A 22,796-nucleotide genomic window follows, 5' to 3' on the forward strand; every position below is an offset into this window, starting at 1 on the left:
ATGGCTGAAGACAAGAACAACCCTTTGAACGATGCTGTTGAGAATATACAAACCGAAGATGCTCAGGTAGAAAAACAGAACCAACAAAACCAACAGAGCACTGTAGCCACGACTATAGCGACAGCTGGTGCTGAAGCCGAAGCTGCAGATAATGCAAACCAAGGTGCGTCGGGTGATTCTCAAGGGGGTCAGGAAGAGGACTCTGGCTCGGGAGGCGCGGCGGCGGCCAGCGAAGATAGTGGCCAGGGAAGCGACAGTGGCGGACAAGCGGCACAGTCCAATGTTGTTGATAGTGAAATGAGCGATAGCCCATCTGGAGCCGGTGGAGATACCGGCTCTTCCGCCACTCAATCTGTTGGCGGTTCAGTTGAAGATGGAGAGTCAGGTGCGGGTGATGTTGCAAGCTCAGAAGGCCAAGAGCAGGTGTCAGCGCAAGCGGCTCAAGTCGCTAGTGGCGCGGGTGGAGCACAGGCTCAGCCTGCTGCTGAGGACGATGAGTTTGATTCTGAAACTGTGTCAGAAACCTTCCAAGTTGACGTGTTAGACGAGTCTGAAGAGGCAGTCTCAGAGATTGAAGATGATTTTGACTCTGAAACTGTGTCTGAAACCATTGAGATTCAAGTTACCAACGAAAACGACGCGGCGGAAGTTGAAGATAAAGCCTATACCATGGAGGAGGACGGCACTTTAACCTTCACCGCTCAAGACTTATTGGTGGGTGCAACAGATATTGATGGTGATGATCTCTCTGTTGAAAGCGTGCTTTATACCGGCGATCAGGGTGTCTTGACCGATAACGGCAATGGCACCTACTCCTTTGCTCCAAATGAAAACTTCCATGGTGAAGTCGATCTTAGCTTTACCGTTACCGATGGCACAGAGTCTGTTGAAGCCAATATTGATATTACTGTTGTTGAAGTGAACGATCCGCCAGTAGCGGGTTCAACTTCCTATCAGATGAATGAAGATGGCACCATCAACATCAGTCCGGAGCAATTGCTGGCCAACAGCTCAGACGTAGATGGCACCGTATCGCTCGATAGTGTTACTTACACAGGTACCGATGGTGTCTTGACTCAGAACGAAGACGGCTCAGTCACCTTCGCACCGAATGAGAACTTCAATGGCGATGTAACACTAGACGTTGTTGTCATTGATGATGATGGTGCTACAGCGACTACGACTGCAGGCATTGAGGTTATCGCGGTCAACGACCCGCCGGTTGCGGGGGATACAGCTTACACGATTAACGAAGATGAAGTGCTGACCTTCTCTGCTGAGCAGTTGCTGGCAAAAGCGAGTGATATTGAGGGTGAAGTCGCAGTTGATAGCGTTAATTACACTGGTACCGATGGTATCCTGACTCAAAATGAAGACGGTACCTTTAGCTTTGCACCGAACCAAAACTTCAACGGTGAGATCGCCCTTGATGTGGTGGTAGTCGACGAAGAAGGTGCAACAGTAAACGCGACTGCAAATATTGATGTTCTGCCTATTAACGATGCGCCAGTAGCCGGTTCTAACGCCTACACAGTGAATGAAGATGGCTCCATCACCATCAGCCAAGAGCAGCTTCTAGCCGGTTCAAGTGATGTGGAAGGTGATGCCCTTACCGCGAGCAACCTAACCGTAGATGGCAATGCCAACGTCACTCAAAACGAGGACGGCAGCTTCACCATCACGCCAGATGCGGACTTCAACGGCGATATCGACATGCACTTTGATATCACCGATGGCACCGACACTATCCAAGCGACGGCTGACCTCACGGTTAATCCTGTGAACGACCTGCCAACCGCAGAGGATGTCAGCTACACCATCAACGAGGATGGCACGCTGATCTTTACCGATGAGCAGCTACTGGCAGGTGCCGACGACATCGATGGCGATACGCTATCAGTCAGCGACGTGTCTTATACCGGTGCGGATGGTGTGTTCACTGATAACGATGACGGCACTTACGAGTTTGCGCCGAATGCCAACTTCAATGGTGAAGTCTCGCTCGACTTTACGGTGAGTGACGGCCAAGGCGGCAGCGTCGATGCCAATATCGATGTGACCGTGCTGGATGTAAACGATCCACCAGTGGCAGGTAGCACTTCTTATCAAATGAACGAAGACGGCACCATTGATATCAGCCCTGAGCAATTACTTGCGAACAGTTCTGATGTGGACGGCACAGTGTCTCTGGATAGCGTCAGCTACACAGGTACCGACGGTATCTTGACCCAGAACGAAGACGGCTCGGTCACCTTTGCTCCGAACGAGAACTTCAATGGGGATGTGACGCTGGATGTGGTGGTTATCGATGATGATGGCGCTACTGCAAGCACCACTGCAGGCATTGAAGTCATTGCGGTGAATGATGCACCAGTAGCTGGTCAGAACGCTTACACGGTGAACGAAGACGGCTCCATTACCATCAGCCAAGAGCAGCTTCTGGCTGGCTCAAGTGATGTAGAAGGTGATGCGCTAACGGCTTCGAATCTGACTGTCGATGGCAATGCCGAAGTCACTCAGAACGAGGACGGCTCATTCACCATCACGCCGGATGCTAACTTCAACGGCGATATCGACATGCACTTTGATATCACCGATGGCACCGACACTATCCAAGCGACGGCTGACCTCACGGTTAATCCTGTGAACGACCTGCCAACTGCAGAGGATGTCAGCTACACCATCAACGAGGATGGCACGCTGATCTTTACCGATGAGCAGCTACTGGCAGGTGCCGACGACATCGATGGCGATACGCTATCAGTCAGCGACGTGTCTTATACCGGTGCGGATGGTGTGTTCACCGATAACGGTGATGGCACCTATGAGTTCGCGCCAAACGCCAACTTCAATGGCGAAGTCTCACTCGACTTCACCGTCAGTGACGGTCAAGGTGGCAGCGTCGATGCCAACATCGATGTGACCGTGTTGGATGTAAACGATCCACCGGTGGCAGGTAGCACTTCGTATCAGATGAACGAAGATGGCACTATCGATATCAGCCCTGAGCAATTGCTGGCGAACAGCTCGGATGTGGACGGCACGGTATCGCTAGATAGCGTCAGCTATACCGGCACCGACGGTATCCTGACCCAAAACGAAGACGGCTCGGTCACCTTTGCGCCGAACGAGAACTTCAATGGCGATGTCACGCTGGATGTTGTGGTCATCGATGATGATGGCGCTACTGCAAGCACCACTGCAGGCATCGAAGTCATCGCAGTGAACGATGCACCAGTGGCTGGTCAGAACGCTTACACAGTGAATGAAGACGGCTCCATTACCATCAGCCAAGAACAGCTACTGGCAGGCTCTTCTGATGTGGAAGGGGATGCCCTTACTGCGAGCAACCTAACGGTAGATGGCAATGCCAATGTTACTCAGAATGAGGACGGCAGCTTCACCATCATCCCGGATGCGGACTTCAACGGCGATATCGATATGCACTTTGATATCACCGATGGCACCGACACCATCCAGGCCACCGCTGATTTAACCGTTAACCCTGTGAACGACTTGCCAACGGCCGAGGATGTGAGCTACACCATCAATGAAGATGGTACGCTGACCTTCACCGATGAGCAGTTGCTAGCGGGTGCGGATGACATTGATGGTGATACGCTATCTATCTCCGATGTCAGCTATACCGGTGCGGACGGTGTCTTCACCGATAATGGTGACGGCACCTATGAGTTTGCGCCAAACGCCAACTTCAATGGTGAGGTGTCTCTAAACTTTACCGTCAGTGATGGCCAAGGCGGCACGGTCGATGCCAATATCGATGTGACCGTGCTGGATGTGAACGATCCACCGGTAGCCGGTTCAACGTCTTATCAGATGAACGAAGACGGCACCATAGATATCAGCCCTGAGCAATTGCTGGCGAACAGCTCTGACGTAGACGGCACAGTTTCTCTAGATAGCGTGAGCTACACCGGTACCGACGGTATCCTGACCCAAAACGAAGACGGCTCGGTGACCTTTGCTCCGAACGAGAACTTCAACGGGGATGTGACCTTAGATGTGGTGGTTATCGATGATGATGGCGCCACAGCGAGTACGACGGCTGGCATTGAAGTCATCGCAGTGAACGATGCACCAGTGGCTGGTCAGAACGCTTACACAGTGAATGAAGACGGCTCCATTACCATCAGCCAAGAGCAGCTACTTGCTGGCTCAAGCGATGTGGAAGGTGATGCGCTAACGGCTTCGAATCTGACCGTCGATGGCAATGCCAATGTCACTCCAAACGAGGACGGCAGCTTCACCATCACGCCGGATGCGGACTTCAACGGCGATATCGATATGCACTTTGATATCACCGATGGCACCGACACTATCCAGGCGACGGCAGACCTTACGGTTAACCCAGTCAACGACCTGCCAACGGCCGAAGATGTCAGCTACACCATCAATGAGGATGGCACGTTGACCTTCACTGATGAGCAGCTGCTGGCAGGTGCCGATGACATCGATGGTGATACGCTATCAGTCAGCGACGTGTCTTATACCGGTGCCGATGGTGTGTTCACCGATAACGGTGACGGCACTTACGAGTTTGCGCCAAACGCTAACTTCAATGGTGAAGTGTCGCTAGACTTTACCGTCAGTGACGGCCAAGGCGGCACAGTCGATGCCAACATCGACGTGACCGTGCTGGATGTGAACGATCCACCGGTAGCGGGCTCAACGTCTTATCAGATGAACGAAGACGGCACTATTGATATCAGCCCTGAGCAATTGCTTGCGAACAGCTCTGATGTGGACGGCACGGTATCGCTAGATAGTGTCAGCTATACCGGTACCGACGGTATCCTGACTCAAAATGAAGACGGCTCGGTGACCTTCGCGCCGAACGAGAACTTCAATGGGGATGTGACGCTGGATGTGGTGGTTATCGATGATGATGGCGCCACAGCGAGTACGACGGCTGGCATTGAAGTCATTGCAGTGAACGATGCGCCGGTGGCAGGTTCTAATGCTTACACCGTCAACGAAGACGGCTCTATTACCATCAGCCAAGAGCAGCTACTGGCAGGCTCTTCTGATGTGGAAGGTGATGCACTAACCGCTTCGAATCTAACCGTCGATGGTAATGCCAACGTTACTCAAAACGAGGACGGAAGCTTCACCATCACGCCGGATGCGGACTTCAACGGCGATATCGACATGCACTTTGATATCACCGATGGCACTGACACCATCCAAGCGACCGCAGACCTTACGGTTAACCCTGTGAATGACCTGCCAACGGCAGAAGATGTCAGCTACACCATCAATGAAGATGGCACGTTGACCTTCACCGATGAGCAGCTTCTGGCGGGTGCGGATGACATTGATGGCGATGTACTGTCAGTATCAGATGTCAGCTATACCGGTGCGGACGGTGTGTTCACTGATAACGGTGATGGCACCTATGAGTTTGCGCCAAATGCGAACTTCAATGGCGAAGTGTCCCTCGACTTTACCGTCAGTGACGGCCAAGGTGGCACAGTCGATGCCAACATCGATGTGACCGTGTTGGATGTGAACGATCCACCGGTGGCAGGCAGCACTTCGTATCAGATGAACGAAGACGGCACTATTGATATCAGTCCTGAGCAGCTTCTTGCGAACAGCTCTGATGTGGACGGCACGGTATCGCTTGATAGTGTCAGCTATACAGGCACCGACGGTATTCTGACCCAGAACGAAGACGGTTCGGTGACCTTCGCACCGAACGAGAATTTCAACGGGGATGTGACACTAGACGTAGTTGTGACAGATGACGATGGCGCTACGGCAACGACTACTGCAGGCATTGAGGTCATCGCGGTCAACGATGCACCAGTAGCAGGTTCTAATGCCTATACAGTCAACGAAGATGGCTCAATTACCATCAGCCAAGAGCAACTACTTGCGGGTTCAAGTGATGTAGAGGGGGATGGGCTTACAGCGAGTAATCTGACCGTTGATGGCAATGCGGACGTCACTCAAAACGAGGATGGCAGTTTCACCATTACGCCGGATGCGAACTTCAACGGCGATATCGACATGCACTTTGATATCACCGATGGTACAGACACCATCAAGGCCACTGCAGACCTTACGGTTAATCCGGTCAACGACCTGCCAACGGCAGAGGATGTGAGCTACACCATTAATGAAGATGGCACGCTGACCTTTTCTGACGAACAGCTTCTAGCGGGTGCGGATGACATCGATGGTGACACACTCTCCATCTCAGATGTCAGCTACACAGGCGCCGATGGTGTGTTCACCGACAACGGTGACGGCACCTATGAGTTCGCGCCGAATGCGAACTTCAATGGCGAAGTATCTCTAGACTTCACTGTCAGTGACGGTCAAGGCGGGACAGTCGATGCCAACATCGATGTGACCGTGCTGGATGTGAACGATCCACCGGTAGCGGGCAGCACTTCCTATCAAATGAATGAAGACGGCACCATCGATATCAGTCCTGAGCAATTGCTTGCGAATAGCTCAGATGTGGATGGCACGGTATCGCTTGATAGCGTTACCTACACAGGTATCGACGGTATTCTGACTCAGAACGAAGACGGTTCGGTGACCTTTGCGCCGAACGAGAACTTCAACGGTGATGTGACCCTAGATGTGGTGGTTATCGATGACGATGGCGCTACCGCAACCACCACCGCAGGCATTGATGTCATTGCGGTCAACGATGCACCAGTGGCAGGCCAAAATGCTTACACGGTGAATGAAGATGGTTCCATTACCATCAGCCAAGAGCAGCTTCTGGCTGGTTCGACCGATGTGGAAGGGGATGTGCTAACAGCAAGTAACCTGACCGTCGATGGTAATGCCAACGTCACTCAAAACGAGGACGGCAGCTTCACCATCACGCCGGATGCGGACTTCAACGGCGATATCGATATGCACTTTGATATCACCGATGGCACCGACTCCATCCAGGCGACGGCAGACCTGACGGTTAACCCAGTCAACGACCTGCCAACGGCGGAAGATGTGAGCTACACCATCAATGAAGATGGCACGCTGACCTTCACCGATGAGCAGCTACTGGCGGGTGCCGATGACATTGATGGTGATGTACTGTCAGTATCAGATGTCAGCTATACCGGTGCAGACGGCGTGTTCACTGATAACGGTGATGGCACCTACGAGTTCGCGCCAAACGCCAATTTCAATGGCGACGTGTCCCTCGACTTCACCGTCAGTGACGGCCAAGGCGGGACAGTCGATGCCAATATCGATGTGACCGTGCTGGATGTGAACGATCCACCGGTCGCAGGCAGCACTTCGTATCAGATGAACGAAGACGGCACCATTGATATCAGCCCTGAGCAGCTTCTTGCGAACAGCTCTGATGTGGATGGTATCGTATCGCTGGATAGCGTCAGCTACACCGGCACTGACGGTATCTTGACCCAGAATGAAGACGGTTCAGTGACCTTCGCGCCGAATGAGAACTTCAACGGCGATGTAACCTTAGACGTTATTGTTATTGATGACGATGGCGCTACCGCAACGACTACCGCAGGTATTGAGGTTATTGCAGTGAATGATCCACCTGTTGCTGGGGATACTGCATACACCATCAATGAAGATGAAGTGCTGACCTTTAGTATGCAACAGTTGGTTTCTCAATCTAGCGACGCTGAGGGCTGGGTATTACTGGACAGTGTCAGTTACTCAGGTACCGATGGTATCTTGACCGACAATGGAGACGGAACCTTTAGTTTCGCACCGAACCAAAACTTCAACGGTGAGGTTGCGCTGGATGTCGTGGTTGTTGATGCGGAAGGTGCGACCGATACGGCTACGGCGAGTATTGATGTACTGCCGATCAATGATCCGCCGATTGCAGGCTCAACCTCCTATATGATGGCGCAAGATGGCACCATCACTATCAGCTCAGATCAGTTACTAGCCAACAGTTCGGATATTGAAGGCGACGTATTTGTAGATTCGGTTTCTTACAATGGTAGCTTTGGCGACCTGACCGATAATGGCGATGGCACTTTCACCTTCGAGCCTTCTCAGGATTTTTCCGGCAACCTGTCGCTGAATGTAACCGTTGTGGATGAAGATGGTGCAACCGCGCAGACCACAGCTGATATCGAAGTGCTTGGTGCGCATCCACCAATTGATGAAAACGAGGCGCCAGAAGCGGACGTTGTGAACTACACAATGGAAGAAGATGGCAGCCTAACCTTTACCGAAGCAGACTTGCTCGCACATGCTAGCGATCCTGATGGCGATGATTTGTCATTAATGGTGGATAACTATTATGGCGATGATGGGGTGTTCACTCATAACGGTGACGGTACCTTCACTTTCTCACCAAACGAGAACTTTAGCGGCAATCTGAGCATTAACTATGCCGTTGATGATGGTGAGTTCATCTCTGAATCACAAATCAACATTGTGGTAACCGAAGTGAATGATCCGCCGGTGGCAGGCTCAACTTCTTATACGGTTCAAGAAGATAATTCTATTACCATCAGCAATGAGCAATTGCTTGCTAATGCGTCCGATATTGAGGGCGAAGTAGCGGTCGATGACGTTTCGTACTCAGGTACTGACGGTGTGTTGGTTGATAATGGAAACGGGACTTATACCTTCTCGCCAAATGAAAACTTCAGTGGCAACGTAAACCTAGACGTTACTGTCGTAGATGAAGATGATGCGACGGTACAAACCACCGCAAACATTGACGTAATTGAGGTGAATGATCCACCGGTCGCCGGAGACACAGCTTATACCGTCAATGAAGATGAGGTTCTGGTCTTCACTGCGGAGCAACTTCTAGCGCAAGCGTCAGACATTGAAGGTGAAGTCGCAGTAGACAGTGTCGGTTATACAGGTACAGACGGTATCCTTACCGACAATGGCGATGGCACCTATAGCTTCGCACCAAACCAGAACTTCAATGGTGAGGTATCCCTTGATGTAGTGGTTGTCGATGAGGGTGGGGCAACTACGCAAGCCAATGCCAATATCGATGTATTGCCAATCAATGATGCACCTGTTGCCGGTTCTAATGCCTACACGGTCAACGAAGATGGCTCCATTACTATCAGCCAAGAGCAACTTCTGGCTGGTTCTAGTGATGTTGAGGGTGATGGTCTAACTGCTTCTAATCTTTTGGTTGATGGCAATGCTGAAGTCACCGCCAATGAGGATGGTAGTTTCACCATCACGCCAGATGCAGACTGGAACGGTGATATTGATATGCACTTCGATATCACTGATGGTACAGACACTATCCAAGCAACGGCTGATCTGACTGTAAATCCAGTCAACGATCTACCAACGGCTGATGATAAGCAATTTACTATCCAAGAAGATGGCACTCTGATCTTTACGGATGCAGACCTTCTTCAAGGCGCTGCAGATATCGACGGAGATAACCTGACTATTGATAGCGTTAGCTATCAGGGTACCGATGGCATACTTACTGATGCCGGTGATGGAACTTATGTGTTCGCACCAAATGAAAACTTCAACGGCAATGTAGACCTGGTTTTCCAGGTTAACGATGGCACCGAATCCGCTTCTGCCAATATCGATATTCAGGTAACGCCGGTTGACGATGCGCCAACCGTTGATGGCAGTCTTGCATACACCATAGATGAAGATGGCCAGATCACCCTTAGCCAAGAGCAGCTCCTTACCCATGCAAGTGATATTGATGGCGATGTCTTAGTCGCACAAAACCTATCTGTAGATGGTAATGCGACGGTAACGGCCAATGATGATGGTTCATTTACTATCACGCCAGATGCAGATTGGAATGGTGATATTGATATCAGCTTTGATGTCAGTGACGGCAACAATGTGGTCCAAGGCAGTGCAGACCTAACGGTTAATCCGGTGAATGATGCGCCTGACGCTGGCGATGAGCTGTTCATTCAGGCGGAGGAAGATCAGACCGTTGGTGTGACCTTGCGAGAAGAACCAGCTATCCGTCTCGATCAAGCACCCGAGCACGGCATCATTGAGGCCAACCTCAACGATGAGTGGGTCGAGCTAGAGGTTGGTGTTGAGATCCCAGCTGATACCGAGGTTCGCTTTGTTCCGAACGATGATGTTTCAGACAGCACTCATACCACGCAAATCGGTACCTTTGATGACAACGCTAGCGTTGACGATTGGGGTACTGAGGTTGACCCATATACTCGAGAGTTCACCGATGGCGACCTAACGGTGACGGTTCAGAGTAATGATGACCCACTAGGGGCGTGGAACGGTAATACTCATATCGGTCACGGAATTGGAGATACAGATCGTCAAGGCCTTAGCGGTGATGAGAAACTGACGGTTACCGTTGAAGGTCAAGACATCAATGAAATCAGCTTCCACTTAGATGGTGTGGGTGGTTGGTTTATGGAAGAGTCTCGACACTTTACCGAGGTTGAGATCAAGGCGTTTAACGCCGATGGTGAGGTGATTGATTCACTTACATACCATAAAGAAGACCGTAACAGTTACGAGACTGATTACACCCTAACCGTAAGTGAGCCTGTATCTTACTTCGAGCTTGGAACGATTCAGGGTAATGGCACCTACGTTGTGCAAAACATGACGGTGTCGCAAACCTGTCCAGATGAGGCGGTATTTACTAGCCTAGGAGTGGACGGTACCGAGATCACTGAAGCTGTTACTCTTAACATCCACGCGGATGAAACAGAGATTGATCTAACCGCCGAATTGCCAAATGTTGAAGTTGATACTGAAGGGGCAGCACAGTTCGCATCTATTGTAATCACAGAAGAGCAGCTACTAGCTCAGGCATCGGATATCGATAGCGATAATCTAGATATTCAAAACCTAGAGCTTGTGGGTGAGAATTCAGAACATGCCACTCTGACGGATAATGGCGATGGTACCTGGACAGTCACCCCAGATGCGAACTTCTATGGTGAGATTGAGCTTGGCTATCAAGTTACTGACGGCGAGTTGACTGATGACAACATCATCAATATCAACTTTGCTTCAGTGAATGATGCTCCGATTGTATCTGGACCAATTGTCCTATCTACCGATGAAGATGTAGGCATTTCGTTCACTGCTGAGGATCTACTTGCTAATGCAAGTGACATCGAGGGTGATGCCCTTTCTATCTCAGAAATCAGTTACTCAGGTGAAAATGGCGAGCTGATCGATAATGAAGATGGCACCTTTACCTTTATGCCTAATGAAAACTTCAATGGTGAAGTGGACATTGATTATAAGGTGTTTGATGGTACCGATGAGGTAGATACTCATATCGACCTTACTGTTATCCCAGTGAACGATGTGCCGGTTCCGGGTGCGCCTCTACATACCCAGATGTTAGAAAATGGCACCATGATCATTGAGGCCAAGGATCTATTGAGTGGTGCAAGCGATGTGGATGGCGATATTCTTCACATCGAAAATCTACTGCTAGCGGATCAAACCCAAGGCACCTTGACCGATAATGGCGACAATACCTTTACCTTTGAGCCTGCTGAAGACTTCTACGGCGAAGTAAACCTGACCTTTGATATCAGTGATGGCTTGGCCAGTGCGCCAAGTACGGCTCGTATTGACGTCGAGATGGTTAACGAAGGCCCAGAGGTGTCTGCTCCAGTTGAGGCTGTTGTGGATGAGGATGGCACCATCACCATCACTCAAGAAGACTTGTTGACCAACGCATCGGATGTGGATGGCGATGCCTTGCAAGCGGTGAATCTGCAAACCAATGATCCAAACGCGAGCATAGTAGAGAATCCAGATGGCAGCTTTACCATAACACCGAGTGAGAACTTCTTCGGTGAGGTAGAATTTACCTATGACGTGACCGATGCTATCGAAACCGTGTCTACGGGACTGAACCTAACGGTTAACCCAGTTAACGACCTGCCGGATGTGCCGGATCTAACCTTCAATACCTATGACGGTGAGTCTCTTGTAGTTACCCAAGAGCAACTGCTCGCGCAAGCGACAGACATTGAAGGGGACGACCTGACAGCGCTGAATGTGACCAGTCAGAATGACAACGTATCTGTGGTTGATAATGGCGATGGAACCTTCACCATCAATACCGACCAAGGCTACTTTGGCAGTGCTGACCTCACATTCGATGTCAGTGATGGCACGGATATCGTTACTGCGAATATCGACCTTCAGATTGAATTTGTTAACGATGCTCCAGAAGCAGAGGCGATCTCTGCAGAAGTGGCGGAAGACGGTTCTATCTTGGTAACTCAGGCCATGTTGCTTGAGAATGCCTCTGATGTGGATGGTGATGCACTATTCGCTTCAAACTTATCCACTAATGATCCAAACGCAACTGTTGTGGATAACGGAGACGGCACCTTTACCGTAACTCCATCGGCAGACTTTAATGGTCAGATCCAGTTTGACTACGAAGTGAGTGATGGTGAGCTAAGCACGACCACGCAGTTGAACCTAGATGTCACACCAGTGAATGATGCACCAGAAGCTGATGCGGTATCTTTCGATATGCTGGAAGATGGCACACTTCTGATCACAGATGAGCAGCTTCTAGCCAATGCGACAGACATCGATGGTGATGAGCTATCTGTCTCTGATGTGAGCTACTCCGGTGACCAGGGCAGTCTGGTTGATAACGGCAATGGCACTTACTCATTCACCCCGAGTGAGCACTTTAGCGGTGACTTGCAGCTGAATTTCACTGTGTCAGACGGTGAGGCATCGGTTTCTCAAGTAATCGATGTGAATGTTGAGGCGGTAGCAGATGCGCCGAATCTTAATATTACCGATGGTGAAGGTACAGAAGTTGGTGATAGTACTATCGTTACCGAGCCGGGTGGTACTGTTGAGCTGAACATAGGTGCGAGCCTTGTGGATCAGGACTTGTCAGAGACCTTGACCGTAGAGGTGAACGGTATTCCTGAAGGTACTGTGATTCGTTATGACAATGAGGAAGTGCTTGGCGATCAACAAAACGGTATCACTAGCTTCAACGACACGGAAATAACCGTAACCTTTGAGGGTGAAACCGCAGGATTCCAAAATGCTGCAGGCTATTACAAGGTTGATAGCGATGGCAATATCACAGGCGTAGAAATCGTTTATGAAAATGCCTCCCAAGTCGGTGGTGGCGGTGACCTAATCCCAGGTGAAAGCTCGTTCAGCTTCCCAATTGAAGAAGGTGAGAGCTTTAACCTCTTCTTGGTGCCACACGGGTACCCGCATAACGACTTTGATGCTATGCAAAACGGTAGCTTTGAGTTCCGTGCAGAGGATGGTTCGCCTGCGACCATGGATACCATTGACCCGCAGCTGGTATTTGTGGATGAAAATGGCGAAACCACAGTTATTGACGGTGCCTTTGGTGATGCGATCTTCCATGGTGGCTCAAGCGTTGGTTTGAACCAAGATGGTATTGAACATACTCGCACCACAGTCAATGAAGATGGTGAAATCGTCTATGGTTTCGAGGATCTCTATGGAGGTGGTGACGCTGACTATTCAGACTTCAACTTTACTATTGATGTAGGTGAAGTAAACAGTCAGATCTATAGCGGTGAAATCACTGTCGGCGAGAGTGGTTCTGTGGTGCTACCTACAACCGCTATCTCCCAGACAATTGAGCTAGAGATCCCACAAGGCTTGGTCGATTCATTTGATATCGAGGTGTCAGCAACAGCGACCGAACTATCCAATGATGACTCTGAGACAGTCAGTCAGACAATCACTATTGATATTGAGCACGCTCCAGAGGCCGAAGCAGTTGCCGCCACCGTGGATGAAGACGGATCTATCATCATCACACAAGAGCAGTTGCTAGCGAATGCCAGCGATTTAGATGGTGATGCACTGACGGCGTCTAACCTAGCCACTGACGATGACAATATCACGGTCACGGATAATGGAGACGGTACCTTCACCTTAACTCCGGATGCCGACTTCAATGGTGAGATTGAGTTTACGTTTGATGTTTCGGATGGTGATCAGCTTGTATCTACCAACCTTAATCTAACCGTTAATCCTGTTAACGATGACCCTACTGCTGAGGATGTCAGCTACACCATCAATGAGGATGGCACACTGACCTTCACCGACGAGCAGCTACTGGCAGGTGCGGATGACATTGATGGCGACACGCTATCAGTGAGCGACGTGTCTTACACAGGCGCTGATGGTGTGTTCACTGATAATGGTGATGGCACTTATGAGTTTGCGCCAAACGCCAACTTCAATGGCGAAGTGTCGCTCGACTTTACGGTCAGTGACGGCCAAGGCGGCACGGTCGATGCCAACATTGATGTGACCGTGCTGGATGTGAACGATCCACCAGTGGCAGGTTCTACGTCTTATCAGATGAACGAAGACGGCACCATCGATATCAGCCCTGAGCAGCTTTTGGCGAACAGCTCTGATGTGGATGGCACAGTATCGCTGGATAGCGTGAGCTACACAGGTACCGACGGTATCTTGACCCAGAACGAAGACGGTTCGGTAACCTTCGCACCGAACGAGAACTTCAATGGCGATGTGACGCTGGATGTGGTGGTCATCGATGATGATCGCGCTACCGCAACCACCACTGCTGGCATCGAAGTCATTGCAGTGAATGATGCGCCTGTGGCGGGTTCTAATGCTTACACAGTCAACGAAGATGGCTCCATTACCATTAGCCAAGAGCAGCTACTTGCTGGCTCAAGCGATGTGGAAGGTGATGCGTTAACGGCTTCGAATCTGACCGTCGATGGTAATGCCAACGTCACTCAGAACGAGGACGGCAGCTTCACCATCACGCCGGATGCAGACTTCAACGGCGATATCGATATGCACTTTGATATCACCGATGGCACCGACACCATACAGGCGACGGCTGACCTCACAGTTAACCCAGTGAACGACCTGCCAACGGCCGAGGATGTGAGCTACACCATCAATGAAGATGGCACGCTGACCTTCACCGATGAGCAGCTTCTGGCAGGTGCGGATGACATTGATGGTGATGTACTGTCAGTATCAGATGTCAGCTACACAGGTGCAGACGGTGTGTTCACTGATAATGGTGACGGCACTTACGAGTTTGCGCCGAATGCAAACTTCAATGGAGAGGTGTCGCTCGATTTCACTGTCAGTGACGGCCAAGGTGGAAGCGTCGATGCCAACATCGATGTGACCGTGCTGGATGTAAACGATCCACCAGTAGCCGGCAGCACGTCTTATCAGATGAATGAAGACGGCACCATTGATATCAGTCCTGAGCAATTGCTTGCGAACAGCTCTGATGTGGACGGCACGGTATCGCTGGATAGCGTCAGCTACACAGGTACCGACGGTATTCTGACCCAGAACGAAGACGGCTCGGTGACCTTTGCGCCGAACGAGAACTTCAATGGCGATGTCACGCTGGATGTGGTGGTCATCGATGATGATGGCGCTACCGCGACAACTACTGCTGGTATTGACGTCATTGCGGTGAACGATCCGCCAGTGGCAGGCCAAAACGCTTACACGGTGAACGAAGATGGCTCCATTACCATCAGCCAAGAGCAGCTTCTAGCGGGCTCTTCTGATGTCGAGGGTGATGCGTTAACCGTTTCGAACCTAACGGTCGATGGTAATGCCAATGTTACTCAGAACGAGGACGGCAGCTTCACCATCACGCCGGATGCAGATTTCAACGGCGATATCGACATGCACTTTGATATCACCGATGGCACCGATACCATCCAAGCGACCGCAGACCTCACGGTTAACCCAGTCAACGACCTGCCAACGGCCGAGGATGTCAGCTACACCATCAATGAAGATGGCACGCTGACCTTCACCGACGAGCAGTTACTGGCAGGTGCGGATGACATCGATGGCGACACGCTATCAGTGAGCGACGTGTCTTATACAGGTGCCGATGGTGTGTTCACCGATAATGGTGACGGCACTTATGAGTTTGCGCCAAACGCGAACTTCAATGGCGACGTGTCTCTGGACTTCACCGTCAGTGATGGTCAAGGCGGCACGGTCGATGCCAACATCGATGTCAATGTGCTGGATGTGAATGATCCACCGGTGGCAGGTAGCACGTCTTATCAGATGAACGAAGACGGCACCATAGATATCAGCCCTGAGCAACTTCTGGCGAATAGCTCAGATGTGGATGGCACGGTATCGCTGGATAGCGTGAGCTATACTGGCACCGACGGTATCTTGACTCAGAACGAAGACGGCTCGGTGACCTTTGTTCCGAACGAGAACTTCAACGGCGATGTGACGCTAGACGTAGTCGTTATCGATGATGATGGCGCTACCGCAACGACTACTGCTGGCATCGATGTTATTGCGGTGAATGATGCACCAGTAGCCGGCCAAAACGCTTACACGGTCAACGAAGATGGCTCTATCACCATCAGCCAAGAGCAGCTTCTAGCCGGTTCTTCTGATGTGGAAGGTGATGCGCTAACCGCTTCGAATCTGACCGTCGATGGCAATGCCGACGTTACTCAAAACGAGGACGGCAGCTTCACCATCACGCCAGATGCGGACTTCAACGGCGATATCGACATGCACTTTGATATCACCGATGGCACCGACACCATTCAGGCGACCGCTGACCTCACCGTTAACCCTGTAAACGACCTGCCAACAGCGGAGGATGTGAGCTACACCATCAATGAAGATGGTACGCTGACCTTCACCGATGAGCAGCTGCTAGCAGGTGCGGATGACATTGATGGCGATGCATTGTCAGTGTCTGATGTCAGCTATACCGGAGCCGATGGCGTCTTCACCGATAATGGTGATGGCACCTATGAGTTTTCGCCAAACGCCAACTTCAATGGCGAAGTCTCGCTCGACTTCACTGTCAATGACGGCCAAGGTGGCACAGTAGATGCCAACATCGATGTGACCGTGCTGGAGGTGAACGATCCACCAGTGGCAGGTAGCACTTCGTATCAAATGAACGAAGACGGCACCATCGATATCAGCCCTGAGCAATTGCTGGCAAACAGCTCTGACGTAGACGGCACCGTATCCCTTGATAGCGTGAGCTACACCGGTACCGATGGTATCTTGACCCAGAACGAAGACGGCTCGGTCACCTTTGCGCCGAACGAGAACTTCAATGGTGATGTAACGCTGGATGTAGTGGTTATCGATGATGATGGCGCTACCGCGAGCACGACTGCAGGTATTGAAGTCATTGCAGTGAACGATGCACCAGTAGCAGGTCAAAACGCTTACACGGTTAACGAAGATGGCTCCATCACCATCAGCCAAGAGCAGCTACTTGCTGGCTCAACTGATGTGGAAGGTCATGCCCTTACTGCGAGCAACCTAACGGTCGATGGTAATGCCAACGTCACGCAGAACGAAGACGGCAGCTTCACCATCACGCCGGACGCGGACTTCAGCGGCGATATCGACATGCACTTTGATATCACCGATGGCACCGACACCATTCAGGCGACCGCTGACCTTACCGTTAACCCTGTGAACGACTTGCCAACCGCAGAAGATGTCAGCTACACCATCAATGAAGATGGCACGCTGACCTTCACCGATGAGCAGCTTCTAGCTGGTGCCGATGACATTGATGGCGACACGCTATCAGTGAGCGACGTGTCTTACACCGGTGCTGATGGCGTCTTCACCGATAACGGTGATGGCACTTATGAGTTTGCGCCAAACGCGAACTTCAATGGCGACGTGTCGCTCGACTTTACGGTGAGTGACGGCCAAGGCGGCACGGTCGATGCCAACATTGATGTCACAGTGCAGGATGTGAACGATCCACCGGTAGCCGGCTCAACGTCATATCAGATGAACGAAGACGGCACCATCGATATCAGCCCTGAGCAGCTTTTGGCCAACAGCTCTGATGTGGATGGCACAGTCTCGCTAGATAGCGTTACCTATGCAGGTACCGACGGTATTCTGACCCAGAACGAAGACGGCTCGGTGACCTTTGCGCCGAACGAGAACTTCAACGGCGATGTGACGCTGGATGTGGTGGTTATCGATGAGGACGGTGCCACGGCAACTACCACTGCGGGTATCGATGTCATTGCAGTAAATGACGCGCCAGTGGCCGGTTCTAACGCTTACACGGTGAATGAAGACGGCTCTATCACCATCAGCCAAGAGCAGCTACTGACTGGCTCAAGTGATGTGGAAGGAGATGCGCTAACCGCTTCGAACCTAACGGTCGATGGTAACGCCAACGTTACTCAAAACGAGGACGGCAGCTTCACCATCACCCCGGATGCAGACTTCAACGGCGATATCGATATGCACTTTGATATCACCGATGGTACCGACACCATTCAAGCGACGGCTGATTTAACTGTGAATCCTGTGAACGATCTGCCAACGGCGGAAGATGTCAGCTACACCATCAATGAAGATGGCACGTTGACCTTCACCGATGAGCAGCTTTTAGCCGGTGCGGATGATATTGATGGCGATGCGCTATCTATCTCCGATGTCAGCTACACAGGCGCGGACGGCGTGTTCACCGACAACGGTGATGGCACCTATGAGTTCGCACCAAACGCCAACTTCAATGGCGAAGTGCCCCTTGATTTCACTGTCAGTGACGGCCAAGGCGGAAGCGTCGATGCCAACATCAATGTGACTGTTCTGGATGTAAACGATCCACCGGTGGCGGGCAGCACCTCGTATCAGATGAACGAAGACGGCACTATTGATATCAGTCCTGAGCAGCTTCTAGCGAATAGTTCAGATGTGGATGGTACCGTATCATTAGATAGCGTTACCTACACCGGCACCGACGGTATCCTGACTCAGAATGAAGACGGCTCGGTAACCTTCGCGCCGAACGAGAACTTCAATGGCGATGTGACGCTAGACGTTGTTGTTATTGATGACGATGGCGCTACCACGAGTACGACTGCTGGCATTGAAGTCATTGCGGTGAACGACGCACCAGTAGCCGGTCAGAACGCTTACACAGTAAACGAAGATGGCTCCATCACTATCAGCCAAGAGCAGCTACTTGCTGGCTCTGCTGATGTTGAAGGTGACGCGCTTACTGCGAGCAACCTAACGGTAGATGGCAATGCCAACGTCACTCAGAACGAAGACGGTAGCTTCACCATCACGCCGGATGCGGACTTCAACGGCGATATCGATATGCACTTTGATATCACTGATGGTACAGACACCATTCAGGCGACGGCTGATTTAACCGTTAATCCTGTGAACGACCTGCCTGTTCCAGATGAGGTGGTTATTGGTGGCTTTGAAGACACAGTAATGAGAATTACTGAAGAGCAATTGCTAGCCAATGCCCAGGATATTGATGGTGATGAGCTTTCTGTCCAAAACGTAAGATACGACGGTGAAGACGGCACCTTGAACCAAGCTGGAGCTATTAGCTTTGGCGCTGAGCAAACCTCTCAGATTGAACTGAATGATGATCTTGAGTCATTCGATGCCTTTACCATCGAGTTTAGTTATACCTCAACTGGTGAACACAGCGGCTCTATTGAGAGCATCTTTGGTGGGCCAATCAACTCAGAGTCCAGCAATGGCCTTAACATCTATGTCAGAAATGACGATGGTGGTTTAGGTATCGACCTTAACTCAGGCGATAACTCCATCTTTGAGTCTCTAGACCTGAACGATGGTGAACAGCACAATATCGTGATCAGTTGGGACAGCGAAGATGGTGTGCTTAAGGTCTTTGACAACGGTGAGGTTGTAGGGACTGACACAGTGTTAACCAGCACTATGATCCCTGATGGTACTCAGGCGATTATTGGTCAAGCTCAGGAACCGTTCGATGATGGCTCTGCTGCGTCTAACATCGAACTGGGTGGATTCACCATGTCTTATGAGCGCGTCGATGATGCGGACATTGAGGCAGGTAAATCGGTGGCTGAGGTTTCTGATGATCTCGCCTTTGACATCCAAGTGGTAGATGGTGAAATTGTCGATCTAGTCAGTGACACAGCACCTAATGTAACTGGCGATGTAAGTGCATCTAACTTCTATGAGTTCCACCCGAATGAGAACTTTAACGGTGAAGTAGAGCTGGCTTATCAAGTGTTTGATGGTACAGATGCTGTTGATACCACGGCACTTCTAGACCTTGCTCCAGTGAACGATGCACCTGAGTCCGATGCTGTTACTCTGAGTGGTGATGAAGATACCGATATCTTGATCACTCAAGAGATGCTTCTGGCGAATGCGACAGATGTTGACCATGACCTAGATGAGCTAACCGCGAACAACCTAAGTATTGACCCTCAGTTCGGTTCTTTGACGGACAACGAGGACGGCACTTGGACCTTCTCACCAACAGAGAACTTCAACGGCAATGTGCCAATGACGTTCGATGTAACCGATGGTGAGGCAACCACTTCGGTAGATGGCAACATAGACGTCGCCGCCATCAACGACCTACCAGATGCGCCAACCGTGCAACTGCAAGGGGAAGAAGACCAAGTCCTAACCATAGATCCACAGTACATCTTGGATCAGGTTACCGATGTTGATGGTGATGAGATTAGCCTAGAGAATATCTCGGTTAAGAACCCTCCAAATGCAACGCTAACCTTGCAGCCAGATGGAATGTATCATCTGGTAACAGCTCAAGACTTCAATGGGGTTGTAGAGCTAGATTACCTTGTGTCTGACGGTGAGGCGGAAGTAGAGGGTTCTATCAATGTTGATGTGATTCCTGTTAACGATGCACCGTTTAATCAAGGTAATGCACTGCTGACAACCAGTGAGGATGGTGCCTTTACTTTCGATGCGAGCGATATGCTGGATCTGTTTGGTGATATAGATACGGAACAGTTGGTTGTATCACGCATTATCACAGCAGATGGCGAAGATGGAGGTGAAATCCAAGATAACGGTGACGGTACTTGGACCTTCACACCGAATGATGACTTTGCCGGTATTTCAGACCTGCAAGTGATTGTCAGCGACGGTGAGTTTGAAACTCTGCTTGATGTGCCTGTGTTTGTGCGTCCTGTCGCCGATGGTGCGGTGATTACCACCGACCACGAAGGGCCACTTGTCTTCTCTGAAGATTCAACAGGTCACCTAGGCTTGAACGTGGGGCTTGTGGATGAGTCTGAATCCTTGAGTAACCTGGTTATGACAGGCTTCCCAGTTGGGTTCGTTGTGACAGATGGTGAACACACCATAGAGATCACCAGAGAAGGGCAGTATGTAGATATCACCGAATGGGATATTTCAGATCTGCAAATGACACCACCGCAAGACTTCGCCGGCACCTTCTTTGTTACCGTATCAGCGACAACCGTTGATTATGGCGACGAAGCTGAAGAGCTAGATGATGGCATCATTGCAGGTGACTTCGACCTAGTTCAAGGCGACTCAATTATCCTGACAGCCGAAGACCTGATGGGTATCGCACAGAACATCTCGCCTGAAGAGGGGGATGAGGTGCAGATGGTTCATCTGGTGGACCGCAATCAAGGTGAGATAGTCGATAATGGCGATGGTACTTGGACCTTCACTCCGGCCGATGGCTTTACCGGAGAGGTAGATTTTGCCTACGTGATTGAGCGTGATGGCATCTTGCACGATGAGCAAAGTGCATTCGTGGTTCATGACCAAGCACCGGTCGCAAATCAGGCTCCTGAGGTAGAGTCGGTAGTCACTACCGAAGTCGAAACCGGCAATAGCCTGCACTTCACTGACCAAGATATGTTGTCAAATATCTCGGATGCAGAGGGTGACGCTCTGGCAATCGAATCAATCAGCTTGATGGAGGGTGATGGTCTACTTGAAACCTTGCCAAACGGTGAACATCAGTTTACCCCGGCAGAAGGTTATACAGGTGATGTTCAGGTTGGCTTTATTGCCACCGACGGTGAGAGTCGCATTGAGAGCTCATTCCATGTCAACTTGGTTGAGTCTGGTGATGCGACGCCAGCCAGTTCTGAGCAGTTTGTTCTATCGGATGACGGCGACCTTGTACTGACTGAAGAGACGCTGCTGTCTGAACTGGGTCTTTCTGAAGGCGAGGTGACGGATGTCGATGCGAGTGATGAGAGTGGCGTTATCATGGAGTCTGGTGAGGGTGAGTGGACCTTCTGGGCAGCACCTGAGTTTGATGGCAGTCTGGAACTTCAGGTTACAACGCAGTCGGGTGATGAATATACCCAGCATGACTTGAGTCTTGCGGTTGAAACTGGCGTCGATGCGACTGAACCAGAGCAAGAGATGGAAACCTCAAATGAAGAGCAAGTTGCTAGTGCTCAAGAGCAGACTGAGGTGGAGGTTGAAAGTGAAGCCGAAGAAGCAGACATCACAGCGGCACCGGGTGACAGCATCAATGTTTCTATTCCAAATGAGGTATCTCAAGCGGAAGGTGTTGAACATGTTGAGCTTTCTGGCCTGCCAGATGGTGCTTCGGTTCAGGGTGCTATCGATAATGGTGACGGCTCTTACACAGTAAGCGGTAACCTAGAGCAAGCTGTAGAGGTGTCTCTAGATGAGTCATTCTCTGGTGAGTTCACTATGGACTTCCAGGGCTACGATGACCTCGACAATGCTTTGCCAGATGCTTCGGCCTCGTTGAGTGTTGAAGTAGATGACCAATATGCAATGCAGGCGAGCGATAAGAGCGGAGCAGATCCAGTTGATCCTCAAAGTGATGGCGGTAATACGGATTGGACGTCTGTGGACGGTAGCGTTTCTGAAATTGACTTTACTGACGACAGTTCAAGTCATGACAGTGGTGATACTGGAAACGATAACCAATTCAATGACTTTGATAACAACATCTAGAATAGGTATCCAGATTCGAGCCTAAGAATGAAAGGTCTAGCCCAGTG

The 22,796-nt window shown here is 50.7% G+C and carries 1 protein-coding gene; it reads left to right on the plus strand.

What is annotated here, in order from left to right:
- Positions 1–22,749, plus strand: a complete 22,749-nt coding sequence (locus Pcarn_RS04570; protein WP_390904470.1) for a tandem-95 repeat protein — start codon at positions 1–3, stop codon at positions 22,747–22,749.
- Positions 22,750–22,796 lie beyond the last annotated feature (47 nt).

Source organism: Vibrio ishigakensis, assembly GCF_024347675.1.
GTDB classification, from domain to species: Bacteria; Pseudomonadota; Gammaproteobacteria; order Enterobacterales; family Vibrionaceae; genus Vibrio; species Vibrio ishigakensis.